Annotated in this window: 15 protein-coding genes; 11 read left to right on the top strand and 4 right to left on the bottom strand. The window is 34.7% G+C overall.

The window, feature by feature from the left end; genetic code table 11:
• Positions 1–2 precede the first annotated feature (2 nt).
• The 9 genes from ACFOZ1_RS13940 to fabI all read left to right on the top strand — a co-directional run bounded on the left by ACFOZ1_RS13940 (position 3) and on the right by fabI (position 10,547).
• Complete coding sequence (locus tag ACFOZ1_RS13940) at positions 3–1,469, top strand: protein adenylyltransferase SelO (protein ID WP_390200259.1); 1,467 nt, start codon at positions 3–5, stop codon at positions 1,467–1,469.
• An 807-nt stretch (positions 1,470–2,276) separates the two neighbouring features.
• The gene (locus tag ACFOZ1_RS13935; RefSeq protein WP_390200513.1) at positions 2,277–3,377 is read left to right on the top strand and encodes an ABC transporter ATP-binding protein; all 1,101 of its coding nucleotides are present in this window, start codon (positions 2,277–2,279) and stop codon (positions 3,375–3,377) included.
• A gap of 32 nt (positions 3,378–3,409) precedes the next feature.
• Complete coding sequence (locus ACFOZ1_RS13930; RefSeq protein WP_390200512.1) at positions 3,410–4,312, top strand: carbohydrate ABC transporter permease; 903 nt, start codon at positions 3,410–3,412, stop codon at positions 4,310–4,312.
• Positions 4,309–5,127: a carbohydrate ABC transporter permease gene (locus ACFOZ1_RS13925; protein ID WP_390200257.1), complete on the top strand. Its 819-nt coding sequence runs from the start codon at positions 4,309–4,311 to the stop codon at positions 5,125–5,127. Before ACFOZ1_RS13930 ends, ACFOZ1_RS13925 begins: the two co-directional genes overlap by 4 nt.
• 31 nt (positions 5,128–5,158) lie before the next feature.
• Positions 5,159–6,544: an ABC transporter substrate-binding protein gene (locus ACFOZ1_RS13920; RefSeq protein WP_390200255.1), complete on the top strand. Its 1,386-nt coding sequence runs from the start codon at positions 5,159–5,161 to the stop codon at positions 6,542–6,544.
• A 73-nt stretch (positions 6,545–6,617) separates the two neighbouring features.
• Entirely contained in the window at positions 6,618–7,367 is a 750-nt protein-coding gene (locus ACFOZ1_RS13915) for a glycerophosphodiester phosphodiesterase (protein ID WP_390200253.1), read from the top strand.
• 237 nt (positions 7,368–7,604) lie between these two features.
• The gene (locus ACFOZ1_RS13910; RefSeq protein WP_390200251.1) at positions 7,605–9,080 is read left to right on the top strand and encodes a DUF1538 domain-containing protein; all 1,476 of its coding nucleotides are present in this window, start codon (positions 7,605–7,607) and stop codon (positions 9,078–9,080) included.
• Between the two features lie 9 nt (positions 9,081–9,089).
• A complete protein-coding gene (locus ACFOZ1_RS13905) occupies positions 9,090–9,749 on the top strand; it encodes a P-II family nitrogen regulator (RefSeq protein WP_390200250.1) in 660 nt (219 codons plus the stop codon).
• A gap of 15 nt (positions 9,750–9,764) precedes the next feature.
• Positions 9,765–10,547, top strand: coding sequence for an enoyl-ACP reductase FabI (gene fabI / locus ACFOZ1_RS13900; RefSeq protein ID WP_390200248.1), 783 nt, complete (start codon positions 9,765–9,767; stop codon positions 10,545–10,547).
• A gap of 44 nt (positions 10,548–10,591) precedes the next feature.
• On the opposite strand, the gene ACFOZ1_RS13895 is transcribed toward fabI, so the two are convergent.
• The 4 genes from ACFOZ1_RS13895 to ACFOZ1_RS13880 form a co-directional block, all read right to left on the bottom strand.
• The gene (locus ACFOZ1_RS13895; protein ID WP_390200246.1) at positions 10,592–11,269 is read right to left on the bottom strand and encodes a serine/threonine protein kinase; all 678 of its coding nucleotides are present in this window, start codon (positions 11,267–11,269) and stop codon (positions 10,592–10,594) included.
• 28 nt (positions 11,270–11,297) lie between these two features.
• Positions 11,298–13,016 carry an ABC transporter ATP-binding protein gene (locus ACFOZ1_RS13890; protein WP_390200244.1) on the bottom strand — a complete coding sequence of 573 codons (1,719 nt, stop codon included), beginning with the start codon at positions 13,014–13,016 and terminating at the stop codon, positions 11,298–11,300.
• A gap of 87 nt (positions 13,017–13,103) precedes the next feature.
• Positions 13,104–15,533: a sensor domain-containing protein gene (locus ACFOZ1_RS13885; protein ID WP_390200243.1), complete on the bottom strand. Its 2,430-nt coding sequence runs from the start codon at positions 15,531–15,533 to the stop codon at positions 13,104–13,106.
• A 30-nt stretch (positions 15,534–15,563) separates the two neighbouring features.
• On the bottom strand, positions 15,564–16,148 hold the full coding sequence (locus tag ACFOZ1_RS13880) for a TetR/AcrR family transcriptional regulator (RefSeq protein ID WP_390200241.1): 585 nt from the start codon (positions 16,146–16,148) through the stop codon (positions 15,564–15,566).
• A 204-nt stretch (positions 16,149–16,352) separates the two neighbouring features.
• Here ACFOZ1_RS13880 and ACFOZ1_RS13875 point away from each other — a divergent pair, with 204 nt between their 5' ends.
• Entirely contained in the window at positions 16,353–17,234 is an 882-nt protein-coding gene (locus tag ACFOZ1_RS13875) for an ABC transporter ATP-binding protein (RefSeq protein WP_390200239.1), read from the top strand.
• A gap of 15 nt (positions 17,235–17,249) precedes the next feature.
• Positions 17,250–18,845: an ABC transporter permease gene (locus ACFOZ1_RS13870; protein ID WP_390200237.1), complete on the top strand. Its 1,596-nt coding sequence runs from the start codon at positions 17,250–17,252 to the stop codon at positions 18,843–18,845.
• Position 18,846 lies beyond the last annotated feature (1 nt).

Genomic DNA, 18,846 nt, shown 5'->3' with positions numbered 1-18,846 from the left:
GAATGTCGTTATTAGAAGAGGCTGGATTTAACTTTTACAATAGCTATCGTAAATTGCCATCATTTTTCTATTCGAATGTAGATAATGCAGATCCCATTCGACCACAATTACGCATCTTGAATGAAGATTTAGCAAAAGTATTAGAATTAGACATTCAATATTTGAAAAAGCAAGAAATAATCTCAATTTTGTCAGGAAATTATAAAGAAACAAGCCTTACTCCAATTGCGCAAGCATATGCAGGACATCAATTCGGTAATTTTACGATGCTTGGTGATGGACGAGCAATGCTATTAGGAGAGCATGTCACACATAACAATGAAAGATATGATATTCAATTAAAGGGATCAGGTAAAACCACTTTTTCAAGAGGCGGAGACGGGAAAGCAACACTTGGTTCTATGTTACGTGAGTATATAATTAGTGAAGCGATTCATGCATTACACATACCCACAACCCGAAGTCTAGCTGTTGTCACAACAGGTGAAGAAGTAAGGCGAGAAGTAGAGATGGAGGGGGCAGTTTTGACTCGAATCGCATCAAGTCATATTCGAGTTGGAACGTTTCAATATGCTCGTTCGTTTGGAGGTATACAAGAGCTACAAGTATTAGCAGATTATACTATTGAAAGACATTACCCTACACTATTAAAGGAACCAGATCGTTATTTGCAATTGCTTAAGCAGGTTGTAAAAAAACAAGCACAAACAATTGCAAAATGGCAACTTGTTGGATTTATTCATGGCGTGATGAATACAGATAATATGACAATTAGTGGAGAAACAATTGATTATGGACCATGTGCATTTATGGATGAATATAATCCGAAAACCGTATTTAGCTCGATTGATCATACTGGCAGGTACGCGTATGGAAACCAACCAAATATGGGCGGTTGGAATGTCGCACGCTTCGCTGAAACATTATTACCATTAATAGATGAAAACGAAGAGCAAGCACTGGAATTAGCACAAAAAGCGATTAGTGAATTTCCAGACCATTTTCATGAAGAATGGTTAGGTGGCATGCGTAAGAAGCTCGGGTTACAAACAGAAGAGGACGAAGATGCAACATTAATCCGTGAGTTATTAGAACTGATGCACGAGTATCAAGCTGATTATACAAATACATTTGTAGCACTGACTATGGATGATCGAACAAGTATGGTGTTATTTCAAATAGAAGCGTTTCAGCAATGGTACAAAAAATGGCAAGAACGTATGACTCGTCAACAATTACGGGTGGATGCTGTAAAAGAAATGATGAAACAACACAATCCTGCTATAATTCCACGTAATCATCATGTGGAAGATGCAATTACAGCAGCAGTATCTCACCATGATGACAAACCATTACGAGATCTCTTAGCAGTAATCACCAAACCTTTTGCACATACAACAGATCAGAAAGAATATGCATCGCTCCCACCAAAAGCTTTGCGACCTCAGCATACGTATTGCGGGACATAATCAAATAGAAAAAGACAAAAGAATTCTTTCATTACAAAAATCCAAACCATTCGAAAGCTAGTTACCGAATGGTTTGGATTTTGTGCGTATTTAGAAGGAAAGTGAGATGTAATAGTATCTGGTAACTTTGAGCTTCGATATGTGCTTTGTAACCGCTCTGGCTTGTCCGTTTCCCTTTCCGTGGGTTTTTCCCAGTAGTAGTGGAAACAGACATCTTCATTATTTTTACTCTACAATTAACGTGACCATAATAACGTTGGCTTTATTCATATTGATTATAATTTTGTCTTTAGATTACTTATCATGATCAAAAAATAAATGTTTATATGTAACAAATCAAAATATAAGCACTTCCAAACATTGTAGACCTCCACTAAGCGCAGGCGCACACTCCCACTCCTATGGGACCCTTTTTCCTGAAAATCCACTTTTTCAAGCGATTTTTGCTTGGAAAAGTTAGTTGAAGGAAAAAGCCCATGGAAAGGGGAGTGGGCAAGCCGGAGCGAGTCATACGCACACAAATCATTTCACAGAATAATTAGTTATTGTGATATCGTTTTTGTTTCTACATCACATACCATTGCTCAAATATTAATTGTATAGTGAATATTAATTTTTTTAACTGAATATTAGTTTTGTTTCATTAGATTAGAGAATTTGTTTAGCTTTTGTAAATATAAACAAAAGTAATTTTTTTTGTACTAAGATAGGGATGTGAGTGAAATGTGCGTGTCATTTGTTCCATACGTACACATGAGAAGTTGAGTTTTATCGGGGGAGGTTACTATGTTGCAAAGTATTGTTGTAATGGAAAATATAAAAAAAACATATGATCATCAAAAAAATGTATTAGATGGTATTGATTTAGAGATAAAACAAGGCGAGTTTTTTGTTCTAGTTGGTCCATCTGGTTCTGGTAAAAGTACATTATTACGCATGATTGCAGGACTTGAAACAATATCAAGTGGTGTATTACAAATCAATGATAAAATTGTTAATCACTTAAGACCAAAGGACCGTAATCTATCGATGGTATTTCAAAATTATGCATTATACCCACACTTAACTGTTGAGCAAAATATCTTATTCGGATTACGTGCGAAAAAAGTCGACAAAAAAGAACAACAGAAAAGATTAATGGATGCAGCAGAAATGATGGGATTAACAGAATTACTTAAACGAAAACCAAAGCAATTGTCTGGTGGTCAACGTCAACGTGTTGCATTAGCTCGGTCTGTTGTAAGTCATGCACCACTTTGCCTAATGGATGAACCATTATCCAATTTAGATGCAAAATTAAGAGCACATATGCGTATGGAGATAAGAAGATTACAAAAACGCTTAGGACTAACTATGATTTACGTAACACATGACCAAGTAGAAGCAATGACAATGGGTGACAGAATAATGGTTTTAAATGATGGAATAATCCAACAAGTAGGCGATCCAATCACTTTATATAATGAACCAGCAAATTTATTTGTAGCTTCCTTTATTGGGTCACCAAAAATCAATTTAGGTGAAGCAGTGATTGCTGATAAACAACTAATTATCGAAAATACAATCCACATTCCGATTGATGTGACAGCAATGCAAAATATGATTCAAAAAGAACATTTAACTGTAGGGATTCGGGCAGAGCATGTCTTTCATGCTACAGAAGAAACAAAATCACATATGTTAGAAGTGGTTAATGTCGAACACTTAGGAAACGAAACATTACTAACATTTGAAGTTGGCAAACAGTTATGGACAGCGAAGTGGTTAGGACAATGGAAGGTAGAAGTTGGAGATAACATTCCTGTTAAGTTATCCATTGATTATATGAACTTTTTTGATTCTAAATCTACTAAACTAATCAAACCAGCAAATATTGTGAATCAAGAAAAAGAGGTTGTAGCAATATGAGTGAAGTACTCGCACATAAAGAACAAAATTATATGAAAGAATTTGTAAAAGTTAAGAGAATAGAAAGAATGAAATCTTTTGCAAAAGGGATGCTCTTCTTATCCCCATCCATCATTCTGTTTACTGTCTTTCTATTTTATCCAATGTTTAAGACGATGTATTTAAGTTTTTTCCTAACAAATAGTAGTGGGGCGACAACCGTATTTGTCGGATTAGATAATTATAAAGCAATCTTTACTTCACCATTATTTGTTCAAAGTTTAAAAGTTACATTTTTATTTGTATTGTACACAGTACCTGGAACGATTATCGTTAGTTTATTTCTTGCAATACTAGCAAATGAAAAATTAAGAGGTGTGGGAATCTTTCGTACCATTTTCTCTTCGACAATGGGGATTTCTGTTGCAGCAGCTTCAGTATTTTGGATGTTTTTATTTCACCCAACAGTTGGATGGCTCAATCAAATCCTAGATGTATTTGGCATAGAAGCGATTGGATGGTTAACAGATCCAGAATGGGCACTCTTTTCTGTATCGATATCAACAATATGGATGAATATTGGCTTTACTTTCTTGATTTTACTTGGTGGACTGCAATCCATTGATAGTTATTTATATGAGAGTGCAGATATTGATGGAGCAAGTTATGTGTATAAATTGTTTCGAATTACAATTCCAATGCTTTCGCCAACATTATTTTTCGTGATTACTGTTTCATTTATCAATGCATTTCAAACATTTGGCCAAATAGATATGTTAACACGAGGTGGACCACAAAATGAAACAAATGTAATTGTCTATTCTATTTATCAAGAAGCATTCATGAATTATCAGCATGGTGCAGCAAGTGCACAAGCAATCGTTTTGTTTGTCATTATTTTAATCCTTACTTTAATTCAATTTAAATTAGGAGAAAGGAAGGTGCATTATCAATGACAATACCTAAATACCAAAAAATTGTCTTTTACTTATTATTAACGGTTTCTGCATTGTTAATATTTGCACCTGCTCTAATCGCATTTTCGATGAGTTTTATGTCAAATAAAGATATTATGACAGGTCATATTATACCGACATCAATCACATTCGATAACTATGTTAAAGTTTTTGAAAGATTCCCTTTAGTAGATTTCTTACTTAACAGTTTAATTGTCTCTATTGTAATCATGCTTGGACAGTTAGTTTTATGTAGTTTAGCAGCATATGCTTTTGTCTTTTTAGAATTCAAAGGTCGAGATGTTTTATTCTTTGTTTTCATCGCAACAATGATGGTGCCATTTGAAGCATCGATTATTCCTAACTTCCAAACAATTCGAGATATGGGTTGGATTAATACATACACAGGTTTAACACTACCATTTTTTGCAATGGCCTTTGGTACATTTTTATTAAGGCAAAGCTTTAAACAAATTCCGAAAGAGTTGAAGGAAGCAAGTGAAATTGCTGGAATAGGAGATTTTAAGTTCTTCTTAACAATCGTACTTCCAGTAGCACGAACAAGCCTACTTACATTAGGTGTCTATGGATTTTTAACATCATGGAATATGTATTTGTGGCCATTATTAACAACAACAGATGATACAACTAGAACAGTACAGATTGGTTTGCGTCAATTACAATCCCAAGAGCAATTAAATGAGTGGGGGGTAATTATGGCAGGAGCAATTATTGTAGTATTACCTACATTAATCTTGTTATTCCTCGGTCAAAAGAAACTGCAACAAGGATTGGCAGAAGGCGCACTCAAATAAATTTTTTAGTAATACAAAAAAAGGAGATGGAATGATGAAGAAGTGGTTAGTAGCATGTATATTATTAATTTGTAGTATTACAATGATCGCATGTAGTTCAAATGATGCCGATGCAAGTGAAGGGGATCAAGCTACAGAAGGTGAGACGAATCAAGAAAGCAATAATGAAGCTCAAGAATCAGATGAGAAGCAAACAGTCACATTTTGGCATGCAATGGGTGGGGCTGCACAAGAAGCTTTAAATAAAATTGTAGATGACTATAATAGTTCACAAGACAAGATTCAAGTAAATGCAGAATATCAAGGTACATATGATGAAGCACTAACAAAATTTCATACAGTAGCAGGTACAGATAGCGCACCAACAATGATTCAAGTATTTGAAATCGGTACAATGTCTATGATCAATAGTGGCCAAATTGAACCAATCCAGAATTACGTAGATAAAGACGGGTATGATATGTCAGGTTTAGAAGAAAATATTATTAATTATTACAAAATCGATGGCAAATTTTATTCGATGCCATTCAATTCATCGACACCAGTAATGTATTATAATAAAGACGCATTTGAAGCAGCTGGACTAGATCCTGAAAATCCACCAGCAACATATGAAGAGATTCAAGAAGCAAGCAAGAAAATTAAAGAAAACAATCCAGAAATGAAAGGTTTTGCATTACAAGCATATGGTTGGTTATTTGAACAACTATTAGCAAATCAAGGTGCATTGTTAATGAATAATGACAATGGTCGTACAGATACACCGACAGAAATTGGATTTACAGAAGAACAAGGTAAATCAATTTTTAACTGGGTAAATCAAATGATAGAAGATGATACGTTTGCAAATTATGGGACAAATGGCGATAATATGGTATCAGGCTTTTTAGCAGAAGATGTAGCAATGTTTATGCAATCCTCTGCAAGTGCACGTGATGTAATTGATAATGCGTCATTTGATGTAGGTATCGCATTTATTCCACATCCAGAGTCAACAGAACGTGAAGGTGTTGTAATTGGTGGTGCGAGTTTATGGATGGTAGATGGAAAAGAACAAGCAGAAAAAGACGCTGCTTGGGAATTTATGAAGTATTTACAAACGAAAGAAGTGCAAGCAGAATGGCATGTAGGAACTGGATATTTTGCAATCAATCCAGAAGCATATAACGAATCAATTGTACAAGATGCATATGAAACAATGCCACAATTGCGTGTGACAGTTGATCAATTACAATCAACAAAATCGTCATATGCTACACAAGGTGCGATTATGGACATGATTCCAGAAGGTCGCCGTATTATTGAAACAGCGTTAGAAACGGTTTATAATGGTGGAAAAGTAGATGAAGCATATAACACTGCAGTGGAGCAATTAAATCAATCAGTGAAGAACGCAAACGCAGCACGCGGGGAATAATGCAAGAACAAGCCAGTAGAGATGTTGTCTTTACTGGCTTGTTTAACCATAAAATCATGGAGGGATGGTTCTAATGACAAAAATTTATGGACACCGTGGAAGTAAAGGCACATACCCTGAAAATACATTGCTAAGTTTTCAAAAAGCGATTGAATCAGGTGTAGAAGGATTAGAGCTTGATGTACATATGACAAAAGACGGAGAGATTGTTGTCATACATGACGAGACACTAGAGCGAACAACAAATGGGGCGGGTTCGATTAAAGATCTGACATTAGCTGAATTAAAACAATATAGCACAGGAGTGAAATTTAATACTTTCGCAAACTATACCCAATCATGGGATGAAGAGCGAATCCCAACATTGCAAGAAGTATTAGAATTACTTAAACACACAAATATTGAATTGAATATTGAACTGAAAACATATATTCACACATATCCAGGTATCGAACGCAAATTAGTGAATATCGTTCATGAATATGCTGGTGAAAGAAGAGTTGTTTATTCTTCCTTCCATTTGCCAAGTTTAATAAGATTGAAGCAAGAAGATAATGATGCGCAGATTGCTTTATTATTAAATCAACTCATTTCCAATCCATTAGATTACATCGATACATTTGATTTAGAAAGCATTCATATCGATAAAGACTTAATTTTACATGATCCATACCATTTCTTTAAGGAATTGGCACCTAAGCTTCGTGTATGGACAGTGAATGAAGAAGAAGAAATGAAGAAGTTGCTTCAATTAGGTGTAGAAGCAATTATTACAGACTATCCAGAAATGGCCATCTCTCTTGCTACAACGGTTAATCAATAAATGAATAATATATAAAAAAGTAGTTCTGTTAAAAGGGTGATTTTGTACTTTAACAAAACTGCTTTTTTTATATGTTAAATTCTCTTTAGCATATGCTTAAATGGACAAAAAAGATTATGTTATAATTAGGATGTAACACTTATTCCGCATTACTCAATCAATTACGATTCTTCATCATTAAAATTTTCAAAATAATTTAAAAATAAAGTTTACTATATAGAGGGGAATGAATGACATTTGGGCATCATTTGGTCAAAACTCTTAGAGGTGATCATCGCAGTATTACCTATTACCGTAATTGTTGTGTTATTAAACTTTACACTTGTGTCACTAGATACTGTATTAATTGTTCGATTTCTTATTGGTGCGCTGTTCATTATTATCGGTTTATCTATTTTCTTGTTAGGGGTGGATATAGGAATTACACCAATCGGTAATTATATGGGGAAGGCAATTGCAAAGACGAATAAACTTAGTATTGTAATTATTGCAGGAATATTCTTAGGGTTCTTTATTTCCATTGCAGAACCAGACTTACATATACTAGCAGGTCAAGTGGAAACAGTGACAGGTGGAGCCATTCCAAAATTTTTAATTGTTGTTGTTGTATCAATAGGGATTGCGGTTTTGTTAGCAATAGGTCTTGTTAGAATTGTGTATAACATTCCATTATTTAAATTATTAACATTTCTATACCTAGGTGTTTTAGTATTAGCTCTATTTACATCAAAAGAATTCTTAGCTATATCCTTTGATGCATCTGGTGCGACGACTGGTGCTTTAACTGTTCCATTCATCTTAGCATTATCTATTGGTATTTCTGTATTGAAAAAAGATAGTAAAGCATCAGAGAAAGATAGTTTTGGACTTGTAGCAATTGCTTCTATCGGTGCGATTATGACAGTGATGTTATTAAACATCATTTCAGGTGCAAATGAACTTGAAGGATCAATAGAAGAAGGACATCAAGCATCATCATCGATATTTGGTCCATTTTTATATGAAGCGGGTCATATTATTCAAGAAGTATTGATTGCACTAACACCAATTGTACTTATCTTTTTAATTTTTCAAATGATTTCATTCAAACTATCAAGGTCGAATTTCTATAAAATTATCATGGGGATTTTATTTACGTTTATCGGTTTAGTTTTATTTCTTGTCGGAGTGAATGCAGGATTTATGGAACTTGGTACAGAATTAGGATATAGCCTTGCATTGTTAGATAATAAAGCATATATTGTGAGTATTGGATTTATCTTAGGGATTGTTACTATTTTAGCTGAACCAGCAGTGTATGTTTTAACAAATCAGATAGAAGATGTAACAAGTGGATATGTGAAGCGAAAAGTCGTACTATTCGCATTAGCAATAGGTGTAGGAATTGCTATCGCATTATCTATGTTACGTATCCTTATTCCTGATTTGCAATTGTGGCATTATTTATTACCAGGTTATCTTATTGCTATCTTGCTTATGTATATTACACCAAAGTTATTTGTTGGGATTGCATTTGATTCAGGTGGAGTAGCATCAGGACCTATGACTGCTACATTTATATTAGCCTTTACACATGGGGCAGCGGAAGCAATTGAGGGAGCAGATGTGATTGTAGATGGATTTGGAATGATCGCAATGGTAGCTCTGACTCCGCTCATCATGTTACAGTTACTTGGATTGATTTTCAAATGGAAATCGAAAAAGGAGGTTTAAGATTCTGTAATGACACATCAAACACCACATTTTTATTTAATGTATGTCATTGTGAAGTATGGTCTTGGAAGTAAAGTTATGAAATTAGCCAAAAGTGTCGGTGTAACAGGCGGAACGATTATGCTTGGAAAAGGCACTGTTCATCATAAATTGCTAAACTTATTTGCTATTTCAGATGTGAGAAAAGAAATAGTCTTAATGATAGCGAATAAGCAAACAACAGAGAAGGCATTACAACACTTAAATATTAAATTAGAGTTAGATAAGCCGAATCATGGAATAGCATTCACCACACCAATCGTTAATTTAATGGGGACATCAACATGTCAAATAGATGACGGAATAGAAAGAGGTGAAGGAGATACAATGTTTCAAAATATTATGGTTGTAGTAGATAAAGGAAATGCAGAAGAAGTGATAAGTGCCGCAAGAATGGCAGGTTCAAAAGGCGGGACGATTATTAATGCAAGAGGTGCTGGTGTACACGAAACGAGTAAATTATTTTCGATGGATATTGAGCCAGAGAAAGAAATTGTGTTAATATTATCAGATGTGCAGACAACAGATAATATCGTAACAAAAATTAGAGAAAAATTAAAAATCGATGAACCAGGAAATGGTATTATCTTTGTACAAGAAGTAAGTAAAACATATGGGATTTATGAGTAACTTTAGGAGGAAACAATGAAGGATTTATTACAGTTAAAAGACAAAAATATCGTAATTATGGGTGTAGCAAATGAACGTAGTATTGCATGGGGGGTAGCAGAATCCTTATACAATGCAGGAGCAAATTTAATTTTTACCTACAGAAAAGAACGTTCGTATAAAAAACTATCGAAATTATTAGAGAATTCAACAGTAGATGCAAAGGCAGTCTTGCAGTGTGATGTAAATAGTGATGAAAGTATCAAAGAAACATTTGCAACGATTGGAAAGGATTTTGGTGTTGTTCATGGAATCGTACATTCGATTGCATTTGCACATGCGGAGGATTTGAAAGGAAAATTTGTGGAGACATCTAGAGATGGTTTCGCTTTTGCGCAAGATACGAGTGCCTATTCATTGATAGCTGTTGCGAATGCGGCAAAGCCATATATGTCAGAAGGTGGCTCGATTATTGCAATGAGCTATTTAGGAGCTGAGCGTGTAGTAAAAGGATATAACGTAATGGGTGTTGCAAAAGCTTCTCTAGAAGCATCTGTTAAATATTTAGCGACAGAATTAGGAGAAGACAATATTCGTGTGAATGCAATATCTGCAGGTGCAATCCGTACGTTAGCAGCAAAAGGTGTACCATCATTTAATGACGTATTAACTAGAATTGAGCAAGAATCACCATTAAAGAGAAATGTGACAAAAGAGGAAGTAGGAGACATGACAATGGCAATGATGAGTCATTTATCCAGAGGTGTGACAGGTGAAATTATTTATGTCGATTCAGGTTACAATATTTTAGGTATTTAAGAAACAACTCATGTATTCGTAAAATGGAATACATGGGTTGTTTTTCATTTCTTAAAATTAATTAACTTCGATACATGTTGTGTAAATTCATCGAACGTCGCTTCTGTTATTTGATAATGTTGATACCATTTCACAACAGTTTCGACGATGTAAGATGGGACAGATTTGCCACTGATTAGATGGTAGTAGTTATCATATCCCTTTTTTAAATGTTTCCATCTATCATCATTTCCTGGTTCATTATACTCGGATACATCAATCAATTTTGCATGATTATGTTGTAGTAATATATTTTTCAAATGAATATCCCGTGGATTCAGACCTTTTTTACGTGCGTATTCGATTGCTTCATCCACTTCTTCTACTATATGCTTAGGAATAGTAATTCCACGTAATAAACAATCATATAAAGTCACACCTTCTTCGTACGATATGACGATATAATTGTTCCCTCTACCGTAATATGTTGGGTGGTAGGGAGAACCTTTTAATTGCTCATATGTCTTTACTTCTTTTTCTATCTGCTCTAATTTGTTCGGAGCATATAACTTAAAAGCATATTGTGGATAAGGATGGTATTGAAATACTGCTGCATCTGTACCAATACCAATGCATGTTAACATGTCAACATTCCCTTTAATTGTCACTGGTTTATTTTGTGCATGTGAGTAAATCTGAATTTGTTGTAACATCGCTTCTGCTTCTGTCCACAATGGTATCATGCAGTGTTCCCCTTTCTTACGGTTCCAATTATGTTAACTGTTGTTCAGCAAATTGACGATAAAGAGGATGTGTCTGTACTAATTGTTCGTGTGATCCAATGCCAGTTAATTGTCCTTTTTCTATAAAAATAATTTGATCTGCCTCTACAATCGTCGACAATCTGTGTGCAATGACCAATGTTGTGCGTCCATCCATTAAGCGACTTAACGCCTTTTGCACAATGGCTTCTGACTGGCTATCTAAACTCGCTGTTGCCTCATCCATTAATAGAAGTTTTGGATTACGTAAAAAGGCACGAGCGATAGCAATCCTTTGGCGCTGTCCACCAGATAACTTCACACCACGTTCGCCAACCTCTGTATCTAAACCATTCGAAAACTCCCGTATGAATTGGTCCGCATATGCCATTTCCGCAACTTCCCACAAACGCTCATCTGTAATATCCTCGCGTTCTTCTAACCCATAACATAAGTTCTCACGAATACTTCCAGCCATCATCGGACTGTCTTGTGATACATAACCAAGTTGACGACGCCATGATTGTAAAGAAATAGTATGAATCCCTGTATCACCAATCAATATCTGACCTTGATTTGGTTGATAATATTGTTCGATTAAGCCAAAGATAGTTGTTTTTCCACCACCACTTGGACCTGCGAAAGCAACCATAGAACCTGGTTTTACGTCGAATGATATGTTAGATAGGACATCTTCAGAGTCATCATATCGGAATGACACACTGTCAAAATGGATGGTTTGATTACTAATATCCACATCGATGCCTTTCTCTGTTTCTTCAATGTCTAAGTCAAGAATAGAAATAATGCGTTCTGTCGCACCTTGTGCTTTGTGCAATTGTGTAAAAAACATGGCGATTGAAGTGATTGGAAAGATAATCTGAAATAAGTACAATAAGAAAGCGACTAATGATCCTGTTGACATGGATCCTTCTGCTACTCGAATTCCTCCATAACCGATAATTAATGCAAATACTACCATATTGATTAAATACATAAATGGACCAACTAAAGCAAATAGTTTTGCTTCTTTTAATCCGAATTTAAACAAGGAATGGATATTCGAAAATCCTTTCTTTTGTTCAAAATTCTCTGCATTAGATGCTTTCATTAGTCTAATTTCACTTAATGTTTGTTGAATACTTCCTGAAAAAGATGCGGTCTCATCTTGCAGAGATCTAGAAACTTTAGACATCTTACTTCCAAGTGGCATGAGGATAACGACAGCAATTGGCACAGCAATAAGCATGAGTAGAGTCATCTTCCAATCCATTATTAGTAGAATAATAATGGCGCCAATAATGGAAATAATCCCTGTAATAAATTGTGGGAAATGTTGTGTAATTAAGTCTTTTACAATACTCGTATCATTGACAACGCGACTTACAGATTCTCCACTTTTGTGTTTGTCAAAATAAGACACAGGGAGGTAAATAAACTTAAGCCACATTGTCTCTCTTAGATTAGCAACAATTTTTTGGCCAACATATGCTAATGTGTATGTAGAAATCGCATCGAAGACAGCTTGCGCTATAAAGACAACCACAATAATGACAATCATCATTGTACTAATCGAACTTGCATCAAAATCGTCGACAATCTCCTTTGTTAATAAAGGGATAGCAAGACCGACAATTGTTGAGATTAAACTACCAATCAATCCTAAAAATAAAGCGATTTTTGGAATATTTGTTGAAAAGATAAGCGTGAGAAACTTGTTATTCTTCAATACAATCTACCTTTCCTTAGCTATTTTTATTTAAAAAAACCATGACCGTTACTTTATACGATCATGGTGTAAGAGATGTTTCATTGTTTACGAATGTTCTGTTAAATAATCTAGAAAGTCTTTTGCAGGTAATGGACGGCAATAATAGTATCCTTGTAATGCATCACATTTAATTGAGTGTAAAAATTCTGCCTGCTCTTTTGTTTCTACCCCTTCAGCAATTGTCTTCATATTCAAGTTATGTGCAAGCATAATAATTGTCGATACAATATCTCTATCATCTGCATCTGTTGTCATATCACGAATAAAGGACTGATCAATTTTTAAATGATCTATCGGGAATTTCTTTAAATTGTTTAATGAACTATAACCTGTTCCGAAATCATCCATTGCAATGTGCACGCCTATTTTTTTTAGATCATGCAGAATAGTAGACGCAGTATTCGCATCCATTGCCATAGACTCTGTAATTTCTAATTCTAAGTATTGTGGATCTAACTGATATTTTGTAATAACCTGTTCTAATTTTTTTACAAGATCAGATTGGTAAAATTGTCGCAAAGATAGATTAATCGATATACGAAAAGGTTTGTAGCCTTTGTCTTGCCATTCTTTATTTTGGCGACAAGCTTCATCCATTACCCATTCCCCGATTGGTACAATTAAACCAGATTCTTCTGCTAATGGAATGAATTCACCAGGTGAAATCAGTCCGAGTTCTTTATTTTCCCATCGAATTAAAGCTTCAGCACCATAAATATCATTTGTCACCGGATCTATTTGAGGTTGATAATATAGTGAAAATTCATTTTGTTTTATTGCTTTACGTAAAAGTGATTCTAATTCAATGTTACCAGGAATTTTGTTATGCATCGATTCACTGTAAAATTGATAATTACTTTTACCAATTCGTTTTGCATGATACATGGCATTGTCTGCTTTTTTTATTAATATTTTACTTTCTATACCATCATATGGGTACATACTTACACCGATACTTGGCGTAATAACTAATTCCATATCGTCCAAAATATATGCTTGAGACAGTTCTTCTAGTATATTTTCCGCAAGTTCTCTCGTTTCAGGGGCATCTGTATCTTCCACTAAAACAATAAATTCATCTCCGCCGTAACGATAGGCACTTGCATTTGCAGGGAGAATTTCTTTTATTCTATTGGCAACTTTAAGTAACACGATATCCCCAAAGTCATGTCCTAATGAATCATTAATCGCTTTGAATCGATCTAAATCTAGGAAGAAAATAGCGAGCTTAAGATCTAATTGTTTTGCTTTTTCCAAGGCGCTCTTTAACGATGCATGAAAAAAGTGTTGGTTCGGTAATTCTGTTAAATAATCATGGTATGCCATATAATTGAGTTTCTCTTCAAATAATTTGGTTTCTGTAATATCTTTACCAATGCAATGCACACCTGTAATTGCATCATGCACCTTAATAGGTATGACAGTAACATGTAGATAGATGCGTTCTTTCTGTTTATTAAACATTACAGTTTCGTATTGAATAGCATTGCCTTCTAATACTTTACTATATTCGCTAATAGTCCTAGCTTGTTCTTCAGGAACGATATAATCGAGAAAATATTGCCCTCTTAATTCGTCTTCTGTGTATCCCATCATATTCTCAGTAGCTTTATTTACATATGTAAATCGACCATATAAGTCAAAAGACAATACCGCATCAATATTATTCTCTAAGACAGATTTATATCGCTGTTCACTTATTTGCAATCGTTCTGACATTTGTCTTTCTTCTGTGATATCACGCGCGACACCAATCACACCACGTACTTCATTATCAATAATAATTGGTACAGCTGTAATATCTAAGAGCAGTACCATTTTATCTTTATTATAGACTTTTAATACTTCTTGTACAGTTTGGTGTGCTAAGACTTGATCAAAAATATGATTCGTTCTTTCTAAATCATTTGGATGCAGAACATCTTTATAATGCATCTGTAACATTTCCGCAGCCGTATATTTTAAAATTTTATTATTAGCTGGATTCACATTAGTAAAGAAACCTTCTTTATCTAACATAAAAATCAAGTCAGGATTATAATGAAATAAGGAATGCAATTGTTTGTCGATAATCATGAGTTGATCTTCTATATTCCTTTTGTCAGTTATATCCTGAAATGTTGTGAGGATATAGATTGATTGATCAATCTGTTGAAGCTTGAGTGTGACGGATACAGGAATAGGTATCCCACTTTTTGTGATGTGTGTTGTTTCTATATTTGTCACCTCATCAACAGATAACTCCTTCATATTACTAAAATGAATCCACGCTTCTTTGTTTACTAATTTTTGTGGAGGAATCTTTAGTAGTTCTTTTTTTGTATACTCAAAGTGTGACGCGCAAGCATTATTCGCATCAAATATAGAGATGGTAAGATCGCTATGTAATTTCAAAATAAGTATTGGTACAGGAATATTTTCTATTAGTGCATACATTGTTTTGATTGAAGCAGATGGTTGTTGCTTGCTAGACATGTGGAACACACTCCTTAACATATGATGTTTCTAGTCTTTATTACCTATTATACCATAAAAGAATAAATGCATAATATCCTCTGTGAGCGGTATCAATACCTCTTGTAGCTCTTTCTTTTGCATCGCATCTTTAAATAATTGTAAATAAATCATGACAGCATGCTCAGATAAATCCTTCTTAATATACCCTTCGTCTTTTCCTTGCTGGATTAATGTATAGAAGAACTGTAGAGTTTTTTCTTGAAATAGTTGATCTGCATATGATGGCTCTCCAGAAGCACTTGAAGTGAAGTAAGAAATAATTTCTTCGTGTATTGCTGTTGCTAACTTTCCTTTTTGAAAAATCATTTGTTTAATTTTATCAGAAAAAGATATTTTTGCATGTAAAATTTCTTCATATTCTTTAAAAATTTCATCAATATAATAGTCCATTGTTGCCTTTAGCAAATGATCTTTACTTCCAAAATAGTTGTAAATGGATACTTGTGATACATGTGCCTGTTTCGCAATGGTAGCAATAGAAACACTTTTTATACCATGCGTCAAAAAAAGAGGCAATGCTGTAACGATAATTTGCTGTTTTTTTGATGCTGTGCGGCGTTCAAATCCGTCCATATACTCTCACCTCAAGCATATTGTAACGATATTTCTATCATTTCACAATGAAATCATCCTAACTTTTTCTACATTTGTTTGTACTAGTTTTGAAATAATATTAATATAATATTTCAAAACTGTATTGTGTATATGAAATAGAACAGATACAATACATGTAAGGATAAGAATTAATTTTCGATAAATATGAGGGAGGTAAGGACAATGTCAGTAATGGATGTACAACACATAACAAAAAAGTTTGGTTCCTTTGTTGCGTTAAATGGTGTGACTTTTCAATTAGAAAAAGGAGAAGTATACGGTTTTATTGGACCAAATGGTGCAGGGAAATCGACAACATTACGTATTCTTTTAGGAATTGTAAAAGCAACAAGTGGTGAAGCAACCATATTCGGTAAGAATGTATGGAAAGAGGCTGTGAGTATTCATGAGAAAGTCTCTTATGTACCAGGTGATGTTCATTTATGGGATAACTTAACTGGGGGAGAAGTGATTGATTTTTTCTTGAGACTAAAAGGAACGGTTAATAAAGGGAAAAGAGATGCACTTATCGAGAGGTTCCAATTAGATCCGACAAAAAAATGTGGCACATATTCCAAAGGGAACCGCCAAAAGGTTGCACTAATTAGTGCTTTTGCCTCGCCTTCCGAGTTATTCATATTAGATGAGCCTACGTCTGGATTAGATCCTTTAATGGAACAAGTTTTTCAACAATGTGTAATGGAAGCAAAGGAAGAAGGAAAAAGTGTCTTGTTATCGAGCCATATATTATCAGAAGTAGAAAAACTATGTGATACGGTAGGGATTATTCGCAATGGCGAAATTATTGAGAGTGGAACATTACAACAGTTAAGACATTTAACAAGATCAAAAATCATTGTACAAACAAAACGACCAATAGACACGTTGCATACGTTAGCTGGCGTCCATGACATGACAAAAACGAATGAGCAATATGAATTGCAAGTAGATGCAGAGAATCTATCAGAGGTGATGAAACAACTTAGTGAACACCAGATCACATATATCGAAAGCTTGCCACCTACTTTAGAAGAATTATTTATCCAACATTATGAAGTGAAGTAAGAGAGGAGGGAGAAGATGTATTTTCAATCTACGAAACAATTACTCTATTGGAAATGGAAACAGGTACGAATCGCAAGTATTATTTGGATACTTTCACTTGTAGCGATTACGTTACTTACAGTGATTGCATTTGATGGATTATACCAATCACAACAAGAAAGAAATGTCATGGCAGAAACAATGAAAAATCCTGCAATGGTTGCAATGGTAGGACCAATATTTAGTGTGGAAAACTATCATACTGGAGCGATGCTTGCACATCAAATGTTAGTATTTACAATGGTTGTAATTGGTGTGATGAACTGTTTACTCATGTCTACATTGACTAGGAAAGAAGAAGAAGATGGTCGAATGGAATTCATCCGTGCATTACCTGTTGGGAGATTAGCATCTATTTCTGCTTCCGTTATTTATCTAGTAGTCGTGAATCTTTTGATTGGTTTTTTCATTACTGTAGGACTCATTGTATTAAATGAATCGTCTGTTACGATAATTGGGTCTATTGTATATGGTCTGACCATTGCAACTGCGGGTATCTTTTTTGCTATGTTAACAGCATTTTTAGCACAATTACAAGAAACGAGTAAAGGAACGACAGGTATTGCAATTGCGAGTCTATTTGTCTTTTATTTCATTCGTGCAATAGGTGATGTAACAGCAGAACAAGTCAGTTTCTTGTCACCGTTAGGATTGTTAGTGCGTACAAAGAGTTTTGTTGAGAATACATTGTGGCCAATTCCTGTTGTGTTGGGATTTTCGGTTGTTTTCCTATTACTTACGTTTTTCGTTCAAGCGAGGAGAGATATAGGAAGTGGATTAATTCCAAGTAGAAAAGGGAAACGAGATGCTGGGCATTTGCTTGCCTCTCCATTAGGTCTGATCATACGAATCCAATTTAAATCAATGCTGGCATGGTTTTTCGCATTATGGATAGTAGGCGTTTCTTATGGATCTGTATTTGGTGATATAGAAGTATTCATTGCAGATAATGAAATGTTTCAACAACTGATAGGAAATAATTCTGATTATAGTGTGACAGAACAATTTACGACATTGCTTATGCGTGTATTAGCAATATTTGCAACAATTCCAGGTATTCTGTTTTTTATGAGAATAAGAGGAGAAGAAAAAAAGGGACGTGTGGAACACTTGCTTGTTCGAAGTGTAGCAAGAATCAGGGTTGTGTGCATCTATTGGATAATCGGATGGTTCAGTGCGGCACTTAGTCTATTTCTTGGTATATTCGGACTATGGCTTGTATCGAAAGAAGTGATGACAAATCCTATCCCATTTGAAAATATGTTTGTATCAAGTTTCTCCTACTTACCTGCCATGTTTTTTGTTATCTCACTTGCTGTATGGTTATTTGGCTGGGTACCAAAATATACCTCTTTGATTTGGGGTTATCTTGTCTTTTGCTTCATTCATATTTATTTAGGTGGATTATTGGAGATGCCTGAATGGGGGACAATGCTTTCTAGTTTTGCACATATTCCAGAACTTCCTATGGATACATTCACATGGAAGCCACTTATTAGCATCAGTGCACTTGCAATAGTAGTAAGTATTATTGGAATGATAGGGTACAAGAGACGTGATGCATTAGGATAAG

The organism is Gracilibacillus marinus (assembly GCF_042651725.1).
Classification (GTDB): Bacteria; Bacillota; Bacilli; order Bacillales; family Amphibacillaceae; genus Gracilibacillus; species Gracilibacillus marinus.
Note: the sequence above shows the minus strand (reverse complement) of the source record. Positions and strands in the feature narration are given on the sequence as shown.